The 19,012-nt window shown below is 46.5% G+C and carries 17 protein-coding genes and 2 pseudogenes; 14 read left to right on the forward strand and 5 right to left on the reverse strand.

Translation table 11 applies throughout. The features are described from left to right. Window positions 1–208: pseudogene (locus QF049_RS00005) on the forward strand (uracil/xanthine transporter); the annotation flags it as partial. Window positions 209–285: 77 nt separating this feature from the next. On the opposite strand, the gene QF049_RS00010 reads toward QF049_RS00005, so the two are convergent. Further along, a complete protein-coding gene (locus QF049_RS00010; protein WP_036617371.1) occupies window positions 286–663 on the reverse strand; it encodes a PilZ domain-containing protein in 378 nt (125 codons plus the stop codon). A gap of 188 nt (window positions 664–851) precedes the next feature. On the opposite strand from QF049_RS00010, the gene QF049_RS00015 reads away from it, so the two are divergent. The 7 genes from QF049_RS00015 to QF049_RS00045 all read left to right on the forward strand — a co-directional run bounded on the left by QF049_RS00015 (window position 852) and on the right by QF049_RS00045 (window position 5,338). Then, window positions 852–1,319: a DUF6386 family protein gene (locus QF049_RS00015; RefSeq protein ID WP_307533930.1), complete on the forward strand. Its 468-nt coding sequence runs from the start codon at window positions 852–854 to the stop codon at window positions 1,317–1,319. Window positions 1,320–1,347: 28 nt separating this feature from the next. Next, complete coding sequence (locus QF049_RS00020; RefSeq protein WP_307533931.1) at window positions 1,348–2,028, forward strand: hypothetical protein; 681 nt, start codon at window positions 1,348–1,350, stop codon at window positions 2,026–2,028. A 28-nt stretch (window positions 2,029–2,056) separates the two neighbouring features. Next, window positions 2,057–2,704, forward strand: coding sequence for an SMI1/KNR4 family protein (locus QF049_RS00025; RefSeq protein ID WP_307533933.1), 648 nt, complete (start codon window positions 2,057–2,059; stop codon window positions 2,702–2,704). 14 nt (window positions 2,705–2,718) lie between these two features. Then, window positions 2,719–3,045: a hypothetical protein gene (locus QF049_RS00030; RefSeq protein ID WP_307533937.1), complete on the forward strand. Its 327-nt coding sequence runs from the start codon at window positions 2,719–2,721 to the stop codon at window positions 3,043–3,045. Window positions 3,046–3,079: 34 nt separating this feature from the next. Continuing rightward, a complete protein-coding gene (locus tag QF049_RS00035; protein WP_307533939.1) occupies window positions 3,080–3,481 on the forward strand; it encodes a hypothetical protein in 402 nt (133 codons plus the stop codon). A gap of 179 nt (window positions 3,482–3,660) precedes the next feature. Then, a complete protein-coding gene (locus QF049_RS00040; RefSeq protein WP_307533941.1) occupies window positions 3,661–4,209 on the forward strand; it encodes a sigma-70 family RNA polymerase sigma factor in 549 nt (182 codons plus the stop codon). Then, the gene (locus tag QF049_RS00045) at window positions 4,199–5,338 is read left to right on the forward strand and encodes a DUF4179 domain-containing protein (protein ID WP_307533943.1); all 1,140 of its coding nucleotides are present in this window, start codon (window positions 4,199–4,201) and stop codon (window positions 5,336–5,338) included. Before QF049_RS00040 ends, QF049_RS00045 begins: the two co-directional genes overlap by 11 nt. Before the next feature lie 123 nt (window positions 5,339–5,461). On the opposite strand, the gene QF049_RS00050 is transcribed toward QF049_RS00045, so the two are convergent. Then, window positions 5,462–7,447, reverse strand: coding sequence for a beta-galactosidase (locus tag QF049_RS00050; RefSeq protein WP_307533946.1), 1,986 nt, complete (start codon window positions 7,445–7,447; stop codon window positions 5,462–5,464). 114 nt (window positions 7,448–7,561) lie between these two features. Between QF049_RS00050 and QF049_RS00055 the strand changes: the two genes are divergently transcribed. The 3 genes from QF049_RS00055 (at window position 7,562) to QF049_RS00065 (ending at window position 11,516) form a co-directional block, all read left to right on the forward strand. Continuing rightward, a complete protein-coding gene (locus QF049_RS00055; protein WP_307533948.1) occupies window positions 7,562–8,404 on the forward strand; it encodes an AraC family transcriptional regulator in 843 nt (280 codons plus the stop codon). A gap of 288 nt (window positions 8,405–8,692) precedes the next feature. Beyond that, the gene (locus QF049_RS00060; protein ID WP_373428187.1) at window positions 8,693–9,736 is read left to right on the forward strand and encodes a pectate lyase family protein; all 1,044 of its coding nucleotides are present in this window, start codon (window positions 8,693–8,695) and stop codon (window positions 9,734–9,736) included. A 301-nt stretch (window positions 9,737–10,037) separates the two neighbouring features. Continuing rightward, complete coding sequence (locus QF049_RS00065; protein WP_124115868.1) at window positions 10,038–11,516, forward strand: methyl-accepting chemotaxis protein; 1,479 nt, start codon at window positions 10,038–10,040, stop codon at window positions 11,514–11,516. 571 nt (window positions 11,517–12,087) lie between these two features. On the opposite strand, the gene QF049_RS00070 is transcribed toward QF049_RS00065, so the two are convergent. After that, entirely contained in the window at window positions 12,088–12,234 is a 147-nt protein-coding gene (locus QF049_RS00070) for a hypothetical protein (RefSeq protein WP_307533951.1), read from the reverse strand. Window positions 12,235–12,553: 319 nt separating this feature from the next. Here QF049_RS00070 and QF049_RS31465 point away from each other — a divergent pair. After that, a pseudogene (locus QF049_RS31465) lies at window positions 12,554–12,724 on the forward strand (GNAT family N-acetyltransferase); the annotation flags it as partial. Between the two features lie 321 nt (window positions 12,725–13,045). On the opposite strand, the gene QF049_RS00080 reads toward QF049_RS31465, so the two are convergent. Both QF049_RS00080 and QF049_RS00085 read right to left on the reverse strand, forming a co-directional pair. Then, complete coding sequence (locus tag QF049_RS00080; protein WP_076328197.1) at window positions 13,046–13,411, reverse strand: VOC family protein; 366 nt, start codon at window positions 13,409–13,411, stop codon at window positions 13,046–13,048. Window positions 13,412–13,565: 154 nt separating this feature from the next. Further along, entirely contained in the window at window positions 13,566–15,218 is a 1,653-nt protein-coding gene (locus QF049_RS00085; protein WP_307533953.1) for an alkaline phosphatase, read from the reverse strand. A 229-nt stretch (window positions 15,219–15,447) separates the two neighbouring features. Between QF049_RS00085 and QF049_RS00090 the strand changes: the two genes are divergently transcribed. Next, window positions 15,448–17,361 (forward strand): helix-turn-helix domain-containing protein, encoded by a 1,914-nt coding sequence (locus QF049_RS00090; protein ID WP_307533956.1) that lies wholly within the window; start codon window positions 15,448–15,450, stop codon window positions 17,359–17,361. Window positions 17,362–17,548: 187 nt separating this feature from the next. Beyond that, the gene (locus tag QF049_RS00095; protein ID WP_307533958.1) at window positions 17,549–18,853 is read left to right on the forward strand and encodes a hypothetical protein; all 1,305 of its coding nucleotides are present in this window, start codon (window positions 17,549–17,551) and stop codon (window positions 18,851–18,853) included. Window positions 18,854–19,012 lie beyond the last annotated feature (159 nt).

Here is a 19,012-nt window from a genome sequence, read left to right on the forward strand (position 1 = left end):
TAAAACGATCTATCGTGTAGCGCTGCCGGTCCTCACGGGAGTTGCAGTCATGAATATTCCTGCTGAGGCCTTTCAAACCTTGCCCATGTACCTCATTCCGATCATAAGTAATGGTCTCGTCATTGGGGTATTGGTCTCACTGGTTCTTGAAAAAACCGTGAACTGGTCCAAAATGGAACAACCAGCGACAGTAAGTAAAGCGGCATAAAGAGTTTCATCTTGCGACAGTCCAATTTGATTGGGCTGTTTTTTTGTTTTTTTGTTATCAGGCTATATGGCATCTAACTATTTCACAATAATTTTGCCTTGTCCTGCAAGCATTCGCATCTCTCTAGAGAGACGGTCCTGGTTCCCATCCTGCATTTCGAGTTGAACACCATAATGCCATGAGGTATTTTTTTCTTGACCCCAGCGGAGAGTGCCTTCCATATATAGAGGGTCTTCAAAGAGCAGCATATTCATTCCAATCCGAATATCGTTATTCTCTACAGGAAGGGACAGCGGAAATGACAGCTGACAGCCGGATCGACTGATATCACAGAGTTCGGCCTGAATGGGTTTGGCTGGTGCGTTAACCCCGTTGATGCTGAGAATATAGATCTCAAAGTGGATTGGTTCCTTCAATGTGTAGCGAAAGGGTTCTTTTCTATTGTTAATTGACATGGCTTGGCTTCCTCCATCAGGTTCAAAAAAAGTCAGTTATGCTTATATCGACCATTTGGAGCAAGAAATGAAGAGTTGCGTAAGCAGAGATGGTCCATGGGTTCCTTTTACACGTGTATCAGGCTTGATATAATGATGGAATATATTTCTGAGGTCAGACCTGGATCAGACAGAAGGGACGGGTGAATATGAGAGGAACATTTCAGATGGTTACAGATACGGCAACATTGTGCCTTTATGATCTAGCAGCGTTAAAACATCGTGCCGAGGATACTTCGGACTGGTGGTCCATTCCAGTGGATGAGCTGGCTGAGGTGAATGCAGGTCATTGTCTGTTCCTGAATCTGGGTGCGGATGGAGTGTATGAGGTGGAATGGAGCCTGGAGGATGTAGAGGAGGATTCAGATCCAGATCACGGAGCGGAACGGGAAAAGGTGTATCATCTGCAAGTTCCGTCTGGGCACGTCTATCTGGGGGCGGCGGATGATGTCACTGGCGGTGAATTAGAGCCGGATGAGACGTGTGAAGGGGTTCTGTTTCAGTTAAAGCCTGGAAATTATGCATGTATCGTCTCCAGAGAAGCCAGTCGGATCACCATTGTCATGACACCAAGTATTCAGGGAAATAACACGCGGGATGAATTAATCCGGATATAGTGTACATATACAAACAGGAGGGATTCATATGCAGGAATGGAACGAGATAACGATGATGAATGCAGATGCCCTGCGTAAACAAATGAGAATACTCGCTGCTTTGGATATTATCTTTTCGGAGGAAGAATGGCTACGCGTTCATCATTATGAAGCTGAACTACAGCCAGGTGTGGCATGGGGAAGCATCAATAACGGCGCAGGTGATCATCTGCATGTCCTGTTTACGAACTCAGGCACGTTGATCAAAGGATTTGATCATGAGTCACCCTTGAGCCCACATGCTCGTGAGGACGGAGAAATCTATCCGGGCATGTACGATGAAGTGCCGGAGACGTTGATGGCTGTTCTGCGAGATCAGGAGGAAAGATTGGATCTGGAGGATGTGACCTTTTGCCTATGGCAGGCAGGGAACGACTTGCCATGGAAGGTTGGTAACTGGATTCAGCTGGCGATGGCCGAGGAAGACAAAGCGGATGCCAGAGGTGGGGCAGAATTTTTGCTGGGATATTTGGAGAAGAACCCGGTAGATTACGTTGATTGGGCCAAAGGGTACTATGACTTGCCGGATCTGCCGTTGGAAGCCGTAGCTGAAATATATGAAGAAAACCAGGTGACCGCCAGACTGATTAAGCAGTTGTGTCCTGATCGAGATGTGGCAGCAGTACTGGATGAGTTACAGCAACGCGGGTACGCCGTGGAACAAACGTAATACAGTAGCAAAGGTGGGAAAGTAAGCCATGTACAATGTACAACTTGAGCGTATGCGTGAAAAGTTGATCACTCTTCGAAGCCTGGACCCGGATCTGGACCTGTTTGGCGCAGAGAACCATGAATATGAAATGGCGTCTGTGTGGACGCAGAAGGATATTGCGCAATTTGAACAGAAATGGCGAATTGAGTTGCCGGAGGACTATAAGGTATGGCTTCTTCATATGGGAACAGGTGGTGCAGGGCCTTATTATGGTCTGGAAAATCCGGATGACGGCGTATACGCTGTGCTTGGTTATGACGATGAGCTGAACGCGCTCTCGGACCCTTTCCAATTCACGGAAGCATGGAACTGGAACTATGACTGGTTCGATGACAGCAAGGAAGAAGAGGAATGGTATGCCCTAGAACACGAATATTTTGATCCAAAATGGTCGGCAGGCATGCTGCGCATCAGTGATTTTGGTTGTGGCATATCGATGAATCTGATTGTTAAGGGAGCCTCCTGCGGAGAGATCTGGGTTGATGACCGGGCTAACCGTAAGGGAATCTATCCTGATCAGTATTGGGGCAATACGAATCGACTACATTTTCTGGACTGGTATGAGTTGTGGTTGGATCGTTCGATCCATCAAATGCATGAACAAAAGCAACAATCTGGAGCGAACGAAGTCTGAAGGAGATTGTACATATGGGCTGGGAATATGGGATTAGAGCAACGGAGCCTGCGATTTTACATGAAGTTGTGAAGCGTCTGGCAAGTGCATTAACGTTTACCAACATGTACAGCTTAGAACACCAAGCCAACGGTTTTGTACTGAAACGTGAAGATTCTTCCTGGCCTAGAGCCCTTGAAGTGTGGATAGAAGAGGCTTCCGGGTTAGAAGAGATTGTGGATGGGGAGTCGTATATCTACTGTTTGTTTCATATCTGGGGCCAAGAGGCGCGGAGCTGGATGCAACAGATGGAGCGAGAAACCAGCCAGGTTGATGGTGGTTTAATCTGGTTTGAACTCTGATTAGTAGCGAAATTGCTTGAACAGGAGTGATCCTATGGCTAAAAAATCAAAGAGGACAATTCCTGCGTTCATGTATCAGTATCAGGGTCCGCAGCGGAATGTGGGTTTTGTTTTATCCCCTTTATACATAGAAGAATCGGTTGAAGTAGAGATGGAAGACATGCTGTTCATATATAATGAAGACTTTGACTCTATTCGTCCTGCATTGGATCGCGCATTTCCCTTAACTGATCCTCGAACTGGAGAAGAGATGAAGGCTCTTGATCCCTGCTGGGAGAATCCGATTACGAAGGAGGTGTGGGTGGGGATTTTATCAGCGCTGGATCAACAGGTGGTTGCAGAGCCAGAATTACAGATTTTTTTGAATCGGTTTACCGTGTGGGTGAGAAACCATCTGCAATTGGCTGAAGGGATCGAAGTTATCGGTAATTTGTAAAGAGTTAATCTTGTTTGGATTGTTCATGTGTGTCATCATTCGGTATTTTGGCGATGAAAGTCTTATGTAAAAAGCTCCCTCAGGTGTTGGCGGAGCTTTTTTTGATGAGCCAATAATAAAACCGTTTGCTTCACTCACCCGTCTTATACCACAGAAAGAGAGAGAAGGAGGGATGCGGGGTGGAAACAAAAGCAGAGACGAACCAGAGGATCTATGTACAGATCGAAGATGAGACGGTATTTGTGCAATCCATAATGGAGCATCAAGATACGCTTATTTCCATTGCCTACAGTTACCTGCGTAATCGGCAAGATGCGCTGGAAGCGGTACAAGAGATGACGTGCCGGGCTTGGATCAAGCGTCGAACGCTGAACAATGAGAAAGCGTTCAAGTCGTGGATCATTCGGATTCTGATCTATGTTTGCATCGATGAACAGAGGCGCCGCAAGCGGGCGACACCTCTGGCGAAGGAAGATCTGGAGGACAGCATTCCCGCGTCTTGGATGATCAGCGTTGATGATAATCGAATCGCTATGGAATCTCTTTTGCAAAAGGTGAAACCGAAATATCGCCATGTATTATTGCTGAAATATTATAACGACATGACACTGACGGATATCGCCTCCATCCTCGGCAAACCGGAAGGTACGATCAAGACCTGGCAGCACAAAGGACTCCAGCAGTTGCGCAAGTTGATGAAGAACAGGAGGGATTGGCATGACCACTAACCCGGAGGAGAAAGCACTTCTTGCAGACGCATTTCAGGTGAAAAGAGAGAAACAGCACTGGAATCCGGCGGACACGACTGCGGCAATTCAACGTGGTCTCGCAAAGGCCAGAACAAAACGATCAGGTAGGACCGTTCGTTTCAAATGGATCACGGCAGTGCTGGTCACAGTCCTGGCTGCAGGTTGGTTCCTTGTGGGCCCGCTTGGGAGCTATGGGCAGGAACAGGCAACATATACTGAACCTGTAGCCAATTGGGGGGTACTTGAACCCTTTCGTGAGCTGGCAACCGATATGGAAAAGACCACGATAACATCCGCAATTAATAATGGGTACGTGCAATTTGTAGATCAGACGGTTACGTCGGGCATATATGCGTTTACTGTGAATGCAGTTATGGCAGATGAGAATAGAATAACGGTATTGTATACTGCCAAAACGGATGCTTCGCAGGAGATGTATTCGACTGTCAATATGAAGATGACGGATGCATCGACAGGCGATTTGCTTGACAACGGTAGCTCAGGCGGTGTGTATTTTTCGAAGGATAAGCATATCGTTTATGGTCGAAGTACAATTGATCGAAATCGAGACAAACCATTGCCTGAGCAAGTGAATCTACAATTTCAGCTATCTTCAGTTGTGCCAGATGTGGTGGGTTATAAAGACAACGGGGAGAAGGAACGAAAATATCAATTTTCCAAAAAAATGAACGTTTCTTTCCCTCTTGATCCCAAGTTTTCTATCCCTAAAACGGAAGTCATTAACGTTAATCGGACTTTTACTCTTGGAGGCTATGAGGTCTTGTTGTCGGAGGTGGAGGTGTCTCCGCTAGTAACTCGGGTCAAATTTGTCCATGCACCTAATCAAGAGATTGATTACAAAATGAAGTTGTCGCTCAACGAGATCGTTCGGCCTATCGAGATCATTTCGACCTCCAGGAATGGAAAGCAGACCAAGTTATCCTTGGCAGGCGGGAGCGGAACGGAAGATGGAATGATGTATTCTTTCAGCAGCAATCAGTTGGACCATCCGGAGTCAATGGTATTAAAACTTCGTGGCAAACCAGATAAGGTCTATGATGATTTACAAGAAGCCAAGAAGGATGAACTGAAAATCAAAATCAAATAAGACAAACTAACTGGCAAAACTATTATTCGAATTGGTGGACGTTAGTGAAATAAGAGAAGGGATGTCCCTCAAGGTCGTAAGCCTTGTGATACATCCCTTTTTAAATATGAAAAACTGCTGATCTTATACAGTTAGAATATCTACTCCCAGAGCTGGAAGAGTCAACTTTTGATCCAATCTCTCGCTAGTCAACAAACTGCGATAAGGAACGTCCAGTGTAACCTCTCGTTGCTCATTCGTCAAATTGATCAGAAACAGGAAGTTTTGCTCCCCCTTCGTTCGAATCGACAGCTCGACACCTTCCGGCAGCTGGATTTTGGGGGCCAATTCCTTTTCCTTCAATATGTCTTCAAACAACTGATAGAAATACGATGGCTCCGGCCAAGTACCGATATAATATACTTCGCCTTCACCAAACTTATTGACAGTAACCGCTGGTACACCCTCGTAAAAGTCGTTGTCATACCAGGCGATCGGCTCTGCACCTCGCAGTTCCAGTAGATCACACCATTGCTTTGCAGCGAATGTCTTGCCCTCCGCGTTTCGTATCCGATGCTCACTGTTGCCGATGGCATCATATTCACTTACGACAACACCTGCTGCTTCTGCCAGTAGCCCCGGTAGAGGAATCATCTCACATACATTCCTCATGTTCTTCACGCCAGTCCGATTGGTGAGGACAACCGTCCCTCCTTTAGCTGCGAATCGCTCCAGTCGTTGTGCTACTTCTTCACTTAACAGGAAGAGAGAAGGGACAATGACCAGCTTGTACCCTTCGAGCTCCTCGGTCCAATTGATAACATCTGTACCTACACCCATTTTAAGAAATGCATTATGCATAGAGGACAGGTTGTCTATATAGTGCATTCCTCCTTCCGCCTGCGGCTGAAGGGAAAGCGCCGTATGCTGATCATGCGAATGCAGAATAGCAACCTGGGTAACAATGGTCGAGTCGGCCAGCAATTCTCCTAATTGGTTCACCTCGCGAGTAAGCTCTGCAAACTCCCTGAACCTGCGTCCAGGAACATTGCTGTGGTCGATCAGCCCATGCCAGAACTGTTCCGCTCCGACGGTAGCACTCCGCCAGCGGAAATGGACGACCATATCGGCACCGCGGGCGATGGTCTGCCAGGAGCGAGCTCGGATCAGTCCAGGATACGGGGTGCGCTGAATCGGCATCCAGGCACCCTGTGCTCCGCTGAGCTGTTCCATTACCCAGAAATTCTGGCGTTTGATGCCGCGTACCAAGTCCAGCGTAAGTGCACCATTCCTCGGAAACCGATCGCCATAATCGCGATACAGCTCATTCGGATAATAATCAACAGAGACAAAGTCCAATTCGTTGTGCATATCATAATAGTCCAAGCTGTTGGGATATTGCCACATGTTATGCGTCACGAATTGGCCTGGACAGTTACGGCGTAAAATCTCAAGCTGCCATCCCAGCAGATAGCCTACGCTGTCAGAACAAAATCGCTTGTACTCCAGAAGATAGGAAGGATTCATCGGTTTGCTAGGTCCCAGCGGCGTTGTTACCTCAGCCCAGCTGCTGTACTCACCACTCCAGACGACCGTACCCCACTCCCGGTTCAACTCCTCCAGATTGGAATAACGCTTTTGCAGCCAAGCGACAAATGCACGATTACATGTATCACAATGGCATTCCTGGTAGTGCATCTCATTATCGATTTGCCAGCCTATGACGGCGGGATGCTTACCATATCGCTGTGATATCGCTTCCACAAATTTGGAGCCCAGCATTCTCAAGGAAGGGCTATTGTTGCAACGATGTCCACGCACACCTGGCCGAATGATGTGGCGTTGTTCATCCATGGGCAGCACATCCGGATAACGAGTAGTCATCCAGTTTGGCGGGGTATTGGTGGGGGTGCATAATACAATTTCCATACCACGCGAAGCGAATACTTCTATAGCTGCATCCAGCCATTCAAACTGATAATTACCCTCAGTCGGTTCCATTCGGCTCCAGGCGAACTCCGCCATTCGCACAACTGCAACCCCCGTCTGTTGCATAAGTATGGCATCTTTCTCCCATAACTCCGGGGTCCATTGCTCTGGATAATAATCAATTCCTATCTTAATTGTCATCCTGTGTTCTCCTTTATTTATCAATATATTGAGATTATATGTTATATTAATTTGAGTTAATATCTTAAATAATTAATATCATATAACAATATTAAGATCAGGAGAGTTCGTCGTATGCCTCATCCCAATCGTAATTTTCCGGTATTATCTGCCCGAGACAAGCTGCTCCCTTTTTATCTGCTTGGCATCGGCCTGCATCATGAACAGGAGCACATCCGCCGAGACCAAGGCATTCAGGATTATCAGTGGATACAATGCCGCAGCGGTGTGGGCAAGCTCAAGCTAAGTGATACGGAATATATCGTCAAGCCAAGTATGGGTATGCTCTTGTTCCCTGGACAGAAGCACGAATACTATGCGCTATCCGAGAGCTGGGAAGTCGACTGGATCATTTTCGATGGCAGTGGGTCAGCGAGCTTGTTTGAAACCGTTGGCATTGTCGACACATGCGTATACACGCTTGCATCGCCTGAATACCTTCTATCTCGAATGCGGGAGTTGCTGCAAGCTGCCTTAACACCACAAGAGCAGACATTAAGCAATTACGCCTGCTCCGCCATCCTCTATACCTTATTGACAGAGATTATTCAACGCGTATCTGTTGAGGGCAGCGATACGGTCGGGCAGCAGTATGAGCGATTAAAACCGGTTCTGGACTATATTGAACAGCATTATGCCGAAGAGATTACTTTGCCAACGCTGGCTGGATTGATCTGTGTCACACCGGAATATTTCTGTCATTTGTTCAAGAAAACGACAGGCATTCGACCCATCAGCTATGTTAATCAAGTAAGGGTCAACAAGAGCAAGGAACTGCTACTCGACAATGTGCAACGTGGGATGGAGGATATTGCTCGTCAAGTCGGCTTCGAATCTACCAGCTATTATGGAGCAATCTTCAAGAAGCTGGAACGACTTACACCCGGTGCCTTCCGCCGCAGCTATCAGAAGTCGTGATATATTATTATCCGCAAGCGAATGGTTTTTCGTCAGAGGCTTTAGGAACTGATCCGAGGGCGGATCAGTTCCAAGTTGTATCTCACAGTACTCGTTTGTAGAGCCGCTAATTAGCGGCTCTATTTTGTGTGAAAGAAAGGTCTGTTTTTGTTTTTTCACTATATCTGATCTGCTGTTGCAAAAAAGATAATATTGTTGTCTTTTTGCAATTATTGTATTGTCACAACCAAAGTTACACGATATAATCGAGTTGTCTTCGAGGATAATATTATAAAGGATGGTGGAATTTTGAAGAAATTTTCAATGCTTTTACTCGCGGTAACTCTATTGTTACTAACTGTCTCCACGGCCCCGTCTATATATGGTGCGGCCAGTTATCCAAACACAGGTACGAACGGGTTGACTGGTTTTGCAGGCAGTGCCAAGAATGAAAGTGGTGTATCCAAGGCAGCCACGACAGGTGGCAAGAACGGTCAGATTGTTTACGTTAGTAATCTCAATGACCTGAGAACACATATGGCAGGCTCTACAGCCAAAATTGTCGTCGTTGAGCAGAATATTTCTTCCTCCACCCTGCAAAAGGTTGAATTCGGAGCGAATAAGACACTCGTCGGTTCCTTTGACAAACATACATTAACGAATATTCATTTCAGATCTACAAGCAGTTCAAGCAATGTGATTTTTCAGAATCTGACATTTCAACATTCAGCAAATATCAACGGGAATGATGATATCCAGGTGTATATCACTTCTGGCTCCAATTATTGGATCGATCATGTGACGTTCTCTGGCCATAGCTACAGCTCCGGCGGAAGTGACCTGGACAAGCTTCTGTATATTGGCGATCGCGCAGACTACATTACGATTAGCAATTCCAAATTTGCAAACCATAAGTATGGTGTTATCCTCGGTCATCCGAATGATGGTAACAGCAGTTACAATGGCGTCCCTCATGTGACGATGTCCAACAATTACTTTGAAAATTTATATGTGCGAGGACCTGGACTTTTAAGATATGGTTACTTCCATCTCAAAAACAACTATGCAAACAACTTTAATCAGGCCATCACAATTGGTGAAAAAGCACGGATTTATTCCGAAAACAACTACTTTGGTGCTGGCGCTGAAAAGGGTGGCATCCTGGATGACAAAGGAAAAGGTGAGTTTACGGATACGGGAAGTACACCAGCGCTTAATAGTCCGACTTCTCCTAAAACGAACTGGAGACCAAGCTCCAATTACAGTTATCAGGTAGAGAGTGCCAGCTACGCGCGTGAGTTCGTCACCAAGTATGCAGGCTCCTCCAATACAACACTTGTATTCGGAAAGTAAAAGTTGCTGGACATCCATTCACGACCAAAAAGGCCTGTCTTGTACGCCATAACGTATAAGACAGACTTTTTTGTTTATAAAATGATATGCTTACATATCATTTTGTATTTCATATTCATTTTAAATGTTGAATACCGATATACATAAAGTAGCGCTGATTTCATACTTGTGAAGTTAATATGTACTATGTTAAGGCGCTGCGTATTTGCGATTTGCACATAAGCAGGACCAAAGACTACTAGATGTAGTACAGAAAGGCCCTACAACTTACATTTAACCTACTTAAAAGGACGGGGTATGCATGGATCGTATGGACGAAATTATTTGGAAAAGGAACAAATTAATCGGTATCATTTTGTGGATTATTATTGCCATTGGTATGGGTCTGGCCTTTACGATGCCGAAGTTACTTGTGTCCAATGGAGTAGCTCTGATCTTTGTAGTTTGGATTACATACGCTAATGCGAAAAAGAAACATATTCATCTCATTCCATGGCTGATTACCGTATTACTGACAATATGTGGAGTCTATGTCGGTTGGGGAACGGTCAATTTTGCGTTAAGTTTGGTCATAACCGCAGTTCTTCTGTTATTTCCTAACAAGAAATTTTTTGTGGTTGGATTTTCGGTATTACTAGTCAACAGTGTTCTTCAGTTATTTGTTATGAATACCGTTGACTCTGTTGAGCTAATAGGTAATATCGTTAATGTGGGACTATTCGCTCTCACGGGAGCCATTCTGATGCTGGTCTCCCAGCTGAATCAAAGGCTCTTCCATGAAAGTGAAGTACGCCAGAATGAGGTGGAGCATTCTAAGCAAAGAGTGGAAACCATGCTGGAGCGTGTGAAGGAATCGGTCGAAGGTTTATCACGTTATACGGATCAATTGAAGGAAAAAGTGAATGCGACCGGCTCTATCACCAATGAGGTGACACTTGGGTTCAGTGAGGTTGCAAAAGGTGTTGAGTTTCAGGCGACCAGTGTAGCCGAGATCTCGGAATCCTTATCTGTGTCGGATCAGCATATCAAGGACGTTGCTTCGTATTCCCAACAGATGAAAGAGTTGTCCGCAAGTATGGCAACGAGCACGCAAACAGGAAGCACACAGATGGACCAGCTGAACATCCAAATGCAAGATCTATATGAAACGATTAATACAACTGCAAATGACATGCGAAAGTTCAACGAGGAAAGTGAATCCATGACACTTATGCTGAACAGCATAGCGGATATTGCGAGTCAGACCAACCTGCTCGCACTCAATGCAGCCATTGAAGCCGCTCGTGCGGGTGAGCATGGACGCGGGTTTGCTGTTGTATCAGAGGAAGTTCGCAAGTTGGCAGAGAACTCGGGTCAGTCCGCAAGTGATATCGGAACCATCCTGTCTCGATTAAAAGGGCAGACGCAGGCACTGACGGATCGATTCGAACGCATTCGTCAATCGTTACAACAAGGAAGAGATAGCGTCCATACGGCAGAGGAAGTATTCCGTACGATCAACAGCAACTCTCAGCATGTGTTAACTCAAGCGACAGATATCGAGACTAGTTCGGCGACCATGAAGGAATCATCCACCAGAGTTGTGAATGAGGTTTCCGAGATTTCGAGTGTGACTGAGCAATCCAGTGCAGCGACAGAAGAGATTCTGGCAAGCATGGAAGAACAACGCAACCTGACACAGAAGATGGTAGAGAGCTTTGGAGAACTGGAGCAACTGATTGTAGACCTGAATGAATTGGTCTCGGATCATCAAGCTTCTTCCGTTGTGAACAAACTTTAATATTAATAGTTGAGAGCCTGTCGGTGCGTATTTAGCGTACTGGACGGGCTTTTTTTCATGTGCCAAACAGCTTGATGCCGACATTTTTTTCCTATACAGTGTGATGTGTAGAGTATGAAGAGAGTAGAACTAACAATGTAAATGATAGTTAAAAGAAGATGTTACCTCATGGGGGAGTAAAAGGTTGAAGAATAAAGGAATGAAAGACAGCTCGGCCTACGATGACCGTACATATGAAGTTAGGAATGATAATCACGCTGAACGCGTGCGTCTTTATGATCAGCATTCGTTCGAAGGCATGGACTGGCCCGATACGGAGGACGGCAGATATGCCAGAGCTTATCTGGAACCTATGATGCTGGACGGGACCCAAAGCTTTATGTCCAACGTGGAAACGACATTGTTGCTCGCCCGGATTGATGATCTCGTTATTCCGCTGACGGTGAATGATACAGAGTATGATAATGCTTACGTTTGTTCGCCATATACGCATTATGTGAGTTACGCCAAGGAGGAACTGTCCATGTTGCAGAGGCCTGTGTTGGAAAAAGGTCTTTCTGTGCTGCTCAGTCTAATAGGTTGGGGAATGAAGCAATCGCAGATCAACAAAGTTGTGCATGTGAACAACTGGTTGTTGTCCACCAATCTGTATCCAGCCATGTCCGGTGAACAGGTAGAATGTTTGCTTACAGTGGTACAAGAGCGATACCCTGAGCATGTCATTGTGTTTCGCTCCTTGTGTCCGGGACTTCATCCCGATCTGACGGCGAGGCTAACGGAAGCGGGCTGCCGATTAATCCCGAGCCGACAAATCTATTTGTATCAAGCGCATGATCCGAATTTTGGCAACTCGAAATCGCGCTGGCTGTTGAAGCGGGATTACGAATTATTGGCCAAGCACGACTACGAATTCGTTTCCGAGTCAGATATGACGGATGCAGATATTCCGCGAATTGTGGAGCTGTACAAGCTGTTATACCTTGAAAAAATACTCCTATCACAATCCGCAATTCACCGAGCGGTTCATAGCTGCTGCGATGGCATCAGGAACACTCAGGCTCTATGGACTGCGGAAGGAAGGGTGCCTGGATGCGGTGATGGGTTATTTCTGCCGAAATGGAATCATGACAACGCCGCTGTTTGGTTACGACACAGCGGTGCCCCAATCCGTTGGACTATACCGCATGTTATCAGCTTGTCTGATCGGGCAGGCTCGAGAGAACGGCCACCTGTTACATGAGAGCGCCGGGGCTGCGCAGTTCAAGCGCAATCGCGGTGCTGTGGCGGATTTTGAATATTCCGTTGTGTATGAGCGACACCTTCCATGGGGCAGACGCTGGTGCTGGCTGCTGCTTGATCGGTTGCTGAATCGCGTAGGTGTGCCGCTGATGCGCCGCATGAAGCTGTGAACAAACATAATAACGTTTTTGCGCTGCTTGATGTAGGTGTGAGCTTGCATCTGGTTTGACTGCACACTTGCACACCCAACTGGTCATCGTGATACGCACACTCATTTCGCACTCGCCTAGTTAGACATGCTCTGCGAGTTGTACCTCGAAGCCATCGGGATCTGTAATGTAAATAAACCGCAGATGCGGATTGGGCTGGATGGGGCCGCGCACAATCGGAATATTCAATTCTGCCAGTCGTTCCATGGCTTCATCCAGCGAGTTCACCTCATAGCCGATCGACACGCCGGCCTCTGGTTTAAGAATGGATTCACTGCCCTCAATCAGTTCCAACTTGGCTTCATTTTCCATGCCGAGCATTGCAATCTGCCGTCCACGGCTTTCGAATCTGCGCTGAATGGGAAGTCCGAGCATGTCGTGGTAGAACCCAAGCGAAGCTTCCAGATTACTGACCCTCAGCGTGATCCAGTTTAATTTGATCAACATGGGTGAATCTCTCCTTTTTCTTGCATGATATGTATTTTGGTTACGTTCATTATACGATAGGTTCTAACAGGAACCTACTCCTTATCAGCAAACAACAAAATAGCTGCCGAAATATCGGCAGCCAAATGGTGTAATCTCCGGTAGTTCTAACGAATTATTGAATCAGATCAACGGCCGTCTGTGGTACAAATGCCTCTACACCGTTATAAACAATGACACCCTCCAAAGTTGTCTTTTTGCCGTTTACCAGTGCAATATTTTTGTAGATTTGCAGTTCCAGCTTGGTGTTGCCTTTTGTAACGAGGATCTTCGGATTTTTGGCATCCGTCAGGTCCAGTTTGTACGTCGCGCCTTTGGTCGTAAATGCCTGTTTGGCAGGTACAAACAATTGTTTGCTCACGCTGTCGAGATCCAGATCCAGTACTCGTGCCATATATTTGGCGACATCCGTGTTATCAATTACACCGAATGGACGGTCATTGTTCGGAGCATACGTGTACAGCACGACATCTCCACCTGTATGACCACCGGTTGTCCAGCCAATCCCTGCACGTTTGCTGATCATTGGACCGATTGCATAGTTAAGACTGCCTGGCTCGGCCGCTTTAATTGTGGCAATCTCTTCGGAAGTCAGATCGGTAATACCATAGTACTGTTTCATCACTGCTTTGATGTTTGTGCGCTTCGCATTCAGCTTCGCTTCAACGCCCTCGCCTGTCAGCTTGGCCTTTTTCAAAGGTCCGATAAATGTGGACAACGGCTCTTTATCGTATGTGCCGCTAGTTGCGTTGTTACCAATGGTGAGTCCACCATTACCATGGTCCGTAACAGCGACAACGGCAGTCTCTCCATCGGCTTTGGCAAAATCCATGGCTACTTTTACGGCATCGTCAAAAGCCAGCACGTCACTGATAATACCAATCGGATCGTTGGCGTGAGCTGCCCAGTCTACTTTACTGCCTTCGACCATCAGGAAGAAGCCGTCTTCATCTTTGGACAGAACTTCGATGGCTTTGGATGTCATCTCGGCAATGCTTGGCTGCTTCGCAGGGTCACGGTCCATATTGTAAGCCATGCTCGTGGGAGCGAACATACCCCAGAGTTTATTTGAGTCGGATGCTTTCATTGCAGCCGGTGTAGTGACGTAATCGTAACCCAGTGCCTTAATGGAGGAAACCAGATTCTCCCCGTCTTTGCGCCCCGCTGGCTCAAGGTACTTGCTACCCCCACCCAATACAACATCCATGCCATTGTAGACTTGCTGTTTGCTGAGCGCATCGTAATTTTTGCGATCCGGGTAGTGAGCAGAGAAGTCTGCTGGCGTAGCGTGCATAATCTCGGATGTAGCGATAATGCCAGTTGCTTTACCCGCCAGTTTGGAAGCTTCCAGCACGGATGCAACAGGTTTTCTTGCGTCTCCAGGCGCAATCGCCTTCTGTCCAGGCATGGTAGCCTTGTCCGGCAGTACACCGACAAATCCGGTATGCGATTTATAACCTGTTGCAAAAGCTGTTCCGGCAGGGGCCGAGTCCGCAATCGGCGCATCGGCGGAGTGAGTCCGAACCATGCCACTTGCCATGGAGTCCAGCGTCAGGGAAGAGCCTTTGTACCAACGAGCCAGAGCGGTAGCATCGTTAGCCATACCGTCAGGAATCAGAATAATTACATTTTTAATCGGTGATGCAGATGTTGTTGAGGTGGTGTCTTCCACAGCCCACGCTGCACTGCTTCCTCCGAGTGTAGCCGTAACAATTGTTGTCACCGCGAGCATCATTTTGGCTGCACGGACATTAAACCGGTTTAACATGAATGCATCCTCCTAGAATATATGTATAGTTTGGTATCTCAAACCAAGTGTATACAACAATTGCTAAACTAACGTATGAAATGGGTTAACTATATGTAAAATTTACGATTAGTGAAGGGTGCTAGAATTCATGTGAACTGGACAAAATGAGGACCACTCTTGTATGTTAAGGAGAAAATCGGGCCAGGGAATGACCCTCGTCTAATGATCGGCTTTGAGGTGGTTTGTAATGAAAGAATGGTCAGAAGCCATTCAGTGGTGGAATAAAAATCAGGTGAAGCTCATGGATATTCGTCATCTGGTCTTGAAGCCGGGACAGACGATTAGGCCGTATGTTCTGCCAGCCCATGCTTTTTTGCTGATGGTCAGAGGAGAAGCCATTGTTCATATGGGCAAAGAAAAGCTCAGGTCCACCCAGACGCAGGTTCTACATGGTGTCAAAGGAACAACTATACATATCCATAGTCTGGATCTCCCCTTGGAATATTATCTGATTTTATATAAACCCCAGCCAAGCTCCACTGGTACCGACACGTCGAGAGTGGAAAACGTACAACAGGAGTATGAATTTTCCCCGCAGCAGTATTATTTTGCATCAACATATCCGCTGTCGCTAATTCCTATTATGGAGAGAATGCATGAATGCTGGGTAAGCGGCGAAGAATTGGACAGGTTGCAGGTTACAGGACTGTTGTATCAGTTTGTATACGAACAGTTTCGTCAATGGAGGCAGGCGAGTGATCAGGTGGCTGATCCTCCGGAATTAGCCGAGCAGATTGCAGCATACATTCAGGAGCACTACGCACATCCCGTGTCCATGGAGGATATGGCGGCCCAATTTCATTACAGCAGTCATTATCTGGCACGGGTATTCAAGCGCAAATTCGGATGCAGTCCGATGGATTACGTCATCCAAACCCGGATGAATCGAGCCAAAGTATTGCTAACAGAGACAGAGACACAGATTCGTGATGTGGCTGAGAGCGTTGGATATAAAGATTTGTACTACTTTAGCCGAATCTTCAAACGAATGATGGGAGAAACTCCCGCTCAATATAAAATGCACAGTCATCTGCTTAAAGGTTCAAATCGTACCAATAAGAAGTCGGAATCGTTCATTGATGGAGAACTCACACAACGCTATATTGATAATAACGATAATCATTATCAATACAACACTTGGAGCGTGAATGACTTGAATGTTCGTTTTAAGCCTACTTTGGCGGTCAGTTTATTGTTTAGTTTATCCCTGCTATTAGCAGCTTGCGGGGGAGGAGCTGATCCACAGTCAACAGCAAATGAAGATGCTTCACTGCCTGCAACCAAAATGTATACCGACGCATCGGGGAGAACGGTTGAGATTCCAGCCCAATCTGCCAAACCGGTTGTGATCACATATGGGGGGTATTTGCTGCCACTCGGAATGAAGCCGGCGGGTGCCAACAAGGAAACACTGGATCTGTACCCGGAAGAGATGGCTAATGTACCGGATATCGGATCAGGAACGGGGAACGTAGAAGTGGTCTCGGATCTGGAGCCAGATCTGATCATCGTACCTGATTATACAAGCACGGAAGTGATCGGCACCTATGAGAAAATTGCGCCCACGATTACGGTAGCCTGGGGCGGTGACCCGGATGTCATCAACACCCTGAGAACGATGGGGGAGATTATGGATCGGAAAGAGGAAGCAGAGCGATGGATTGCTACTTTTGAAGAAAAATTGAAAGGGATTCGGGATGAACTCAACATCAATATTGAACCGGGAACCACGGCCATGTCCTTCGTCATCTATAACAAGGAGGTATTACTTGGGGGAGAAGGTGGCACATTGGGCAAGCTGATATACCAGGATTTCGGATTTGATATGCCTGAACAGTACAAAGCCTATGCAGATGGTGGGACCGTGCTCTCATTGGAGAAGCTGGCGGATAAACCTGCAGACTACTTCTTCACCCAGATGGACGATGAAGAGATGGAGCAGATGATGGAACTATTCAACGAGCCGGTGTATCAGAGTATTCCTGCGATCAAAAATCATCGGATCATTAATGTTTCTCGCAACTATTGGAATTATGGACCTTATCTGGTCGACAAGGGGCTGGATAGCCTGATTGAGCAAGTGAGCAAGCTGCAGGAATAGAGATCACTTCATTCAATAAGTGTGGCCCCCGAACACACGTTATATCAGAGTAGGTCATAGGTGAATTCACCTATGGCCTGTTTTGTTATATCGTCGGTTCTGTATATAATTAAAGCTTATAACCCACGGAACATTCGGAGCGATATGATATATGTTAAATTGTGGAGTGGAAGAAGGGGGTCTGTGAATGTATCGTATCGGAATTGTAGGACCTAAGCCGTCCATTGAGCGAACCATGAGTGCATTGCTGGGTTACAATCTGGGGGCGAGCTACGAGCTATATGCCTATGAACATGCAAGAGAAACAGGAGACATTATTAGACGAAATCGGGAGAATGTACACGGGTGGGTATTTACGGGGCCGATTCCTTATCTGAGTGCCCAAGCTGTACTTCTTGAAAAAGAACATGCGATATACTGCCCTCCTACAGGGGCAAGCTTGTATAAGGCGATGCTTCAAGCCGTCTACACCTTGGACAGTCCGGTGAAAGATATCTCCATTGATATGACAGATAACGAGAGCTGGGGGCTGATGGACAGCCTGGAAGAGCTGAATTTCTCGCAGGAACAATTACGTAAATACGTGTTTTCTATCGATTATGATGTGGGGGCCATGATTGAGTTTCACGTCCAGCATTGGCAGGAGGGGCTTACGAAAGCAGCGATTACATGTCTGTATGCGGTGTATGAAGGCCTGTTGGAACGTGGGGTACCTGTCTTCAAAATTGATTCAACCAAGCAGGAAACGGTGCAAGCCGTACGCATGCTGATTGAACAAATTCGCAGTTCCGCGTTCAAGGACAGTCAGATTGGTGTACTTATGATTGAGATCGATCGATTGCATGAAGCTGGCGAACAATCGACAGAGCGTTACCAGTTGCAACATATGGAGCTGAAGATCAAGGGAGTACTGCTGCGACACTGTGAACAAATCGATGGATCACTTCATCAAGACGGCACCGGGAGATATCTGATGTATGGTTCAAGAGGTGTAATGGCTCGTAATATGGAATCACTGCATTCGACCATGCATCAGTTGGAGCTGGATACAGACTTGCCCTCCTTTGCCGGAATTGGATTCGGGGAGACGGCGTTCGATGCCGAACGTCATGCACGCAAAGCCATCCAATATGCCAAGGATGATGAAGCAGGACGAATCATTATCTATGAGACGGATGGAACCATTGTGGAGGCGGCAGGAGAGGACCAAGAATTATCCTACGAAACGTATTCAAGTGACATCGAACTGCTGGAACAATTGAACAAAGCAGGCGTCAGTATCCGTACATTCCAGAAAATAAAGGCATACATACGTCGAATGGGCAAAGAAGAATTTACAGCCGGTGAACTGGCTTCCGGACTGTCGATGACCATCAGGCACGTACAACGAATTATGGGTAGCCTTACCGCATTTGCACTGGCAGAAATTGCTGGCAATGAGCTGAACACAAGGCGGGGAAGGCCTAGTAACCGTTATCGTCTTCTGCGTTAGGTTAACGAACATAGAACGAAACAATAAAACCGATGATGCAACCTTATGTCTCATGTCCGTGTGGAAAGGACAAGAACACAAGCGTGGCTCAGCGGTTTTTTTATTACAAGTGTTAAAATACATAACACAGGTATTGAACTTTATGTGGAGTTAATTATA

The sequence above is a fragment of the Paenibacillus sp. W4I10 genome (genome assembly GCF_030816325.1).
Lineage (GTDB): Bacteria > Bacillota > Bacilli > Paenibacillales > Paenibacillaceae > Paenibacillus > Paenibacillus amylolyticus_B.

Coding starts and splice junctions, on each gene's coding strand:
- QF049_RS00010 (WP_036617371.1), bottom strand. CDS start 663: ATGTCAATTAACAATAGAAAAGAACCCTTTCGCTACACATTGAAGGAA.
- QF049_RS00015 (WP_307533930.1), top strand. CDS start 852: ATGAGAGGAACATTTCAGATGGTTACAGATACGGCAACATTGTGCCTT.
- QF049_RS00020 (WP_307533931.1), top strand. CDS start 1,348: ATGCAGGAATGGAACGAGATAACGATGATGAATGCAGATGCCCTGCGT.
- QF049_RS00025 (WP_307533933.1), top strand. CDS start 2,057: ATGTACAATGTACAACTTGAGCGTATGCGTGAAAAGTTGATCACTCTT.
- QF049_RS00030 (WP_307533937.1), top strand. CDS start 2,719: ATGGGCTGGGAATATGGGATTAGAGCAACGGAGCCTGCGATTTTACAT.
- QF049_RS00035 (WP_307533939.1), top strand. CDS start 3,080: ATGGCTAAAAAATCAAAGAGGACAATTCCTGCGTTCATGTATCAGTAT.
- QF049_RS00045 (WP_307533943.1), top strand. CDS start 4,199: ATGACCACTAACCCGGAGGAGAAAGCACTTCTTGCAGACGCATTTCAG.
- QF049_RS00050 (WP_307533946.1), bottom strand. CDS start 7,447: ATGACAATTAAGATAGGAATTGATTATTATCCAGAGCAATGGACCCCG.
- QF049_RS00055 (WP_307533948.1), top strand. CDS start 7,562: ATGCCTCATCCCAATCGTAATTTTCCGGTATTATCTGCCCGAGACAAG.
- QF049_RS00065 (WP_124115868.1), top strand. CDS start 10,038: ATGGATCGTATGGACGAAATTATTTGGAAAAGGAACAAATTAATCGGT.
- QF049_RS00070 (WP_307533951.1), bottom strand. CDS start 12,234: ATGCTCAGGGTATCGCTCTTGTACCACTGTAAGCAAACATTCTACCTG.
- QF049_RS00080 (WP_076328197.1), bottom strand. CDS start 13,411: ATGTTGATCAAATTAAACTGGATCACGCTGAGGGTCAGTAATCTGGAA.
- QF049_RS00085 (WP_307533953.1), bottom strand. CDS start 15,218: ATGTTAAACCGGTTTAATGTCCGTGCAGCCAAAATGATGCTCGCGGTG.
- QF049_RS00090 (WP_307533956.1), top strand. CDS start 15,448: ATGAAAGAATGGTCAGAAGCCATTCAGTGGTGGAATAAAAATCAGGTG.
- QF049_RS00095 (WP_307533958.1), top strand. CDS start 17,549: ATGTATCGTATCGGAATTGTAGGACCTAAGCCGTCCATTGAGCGAACC.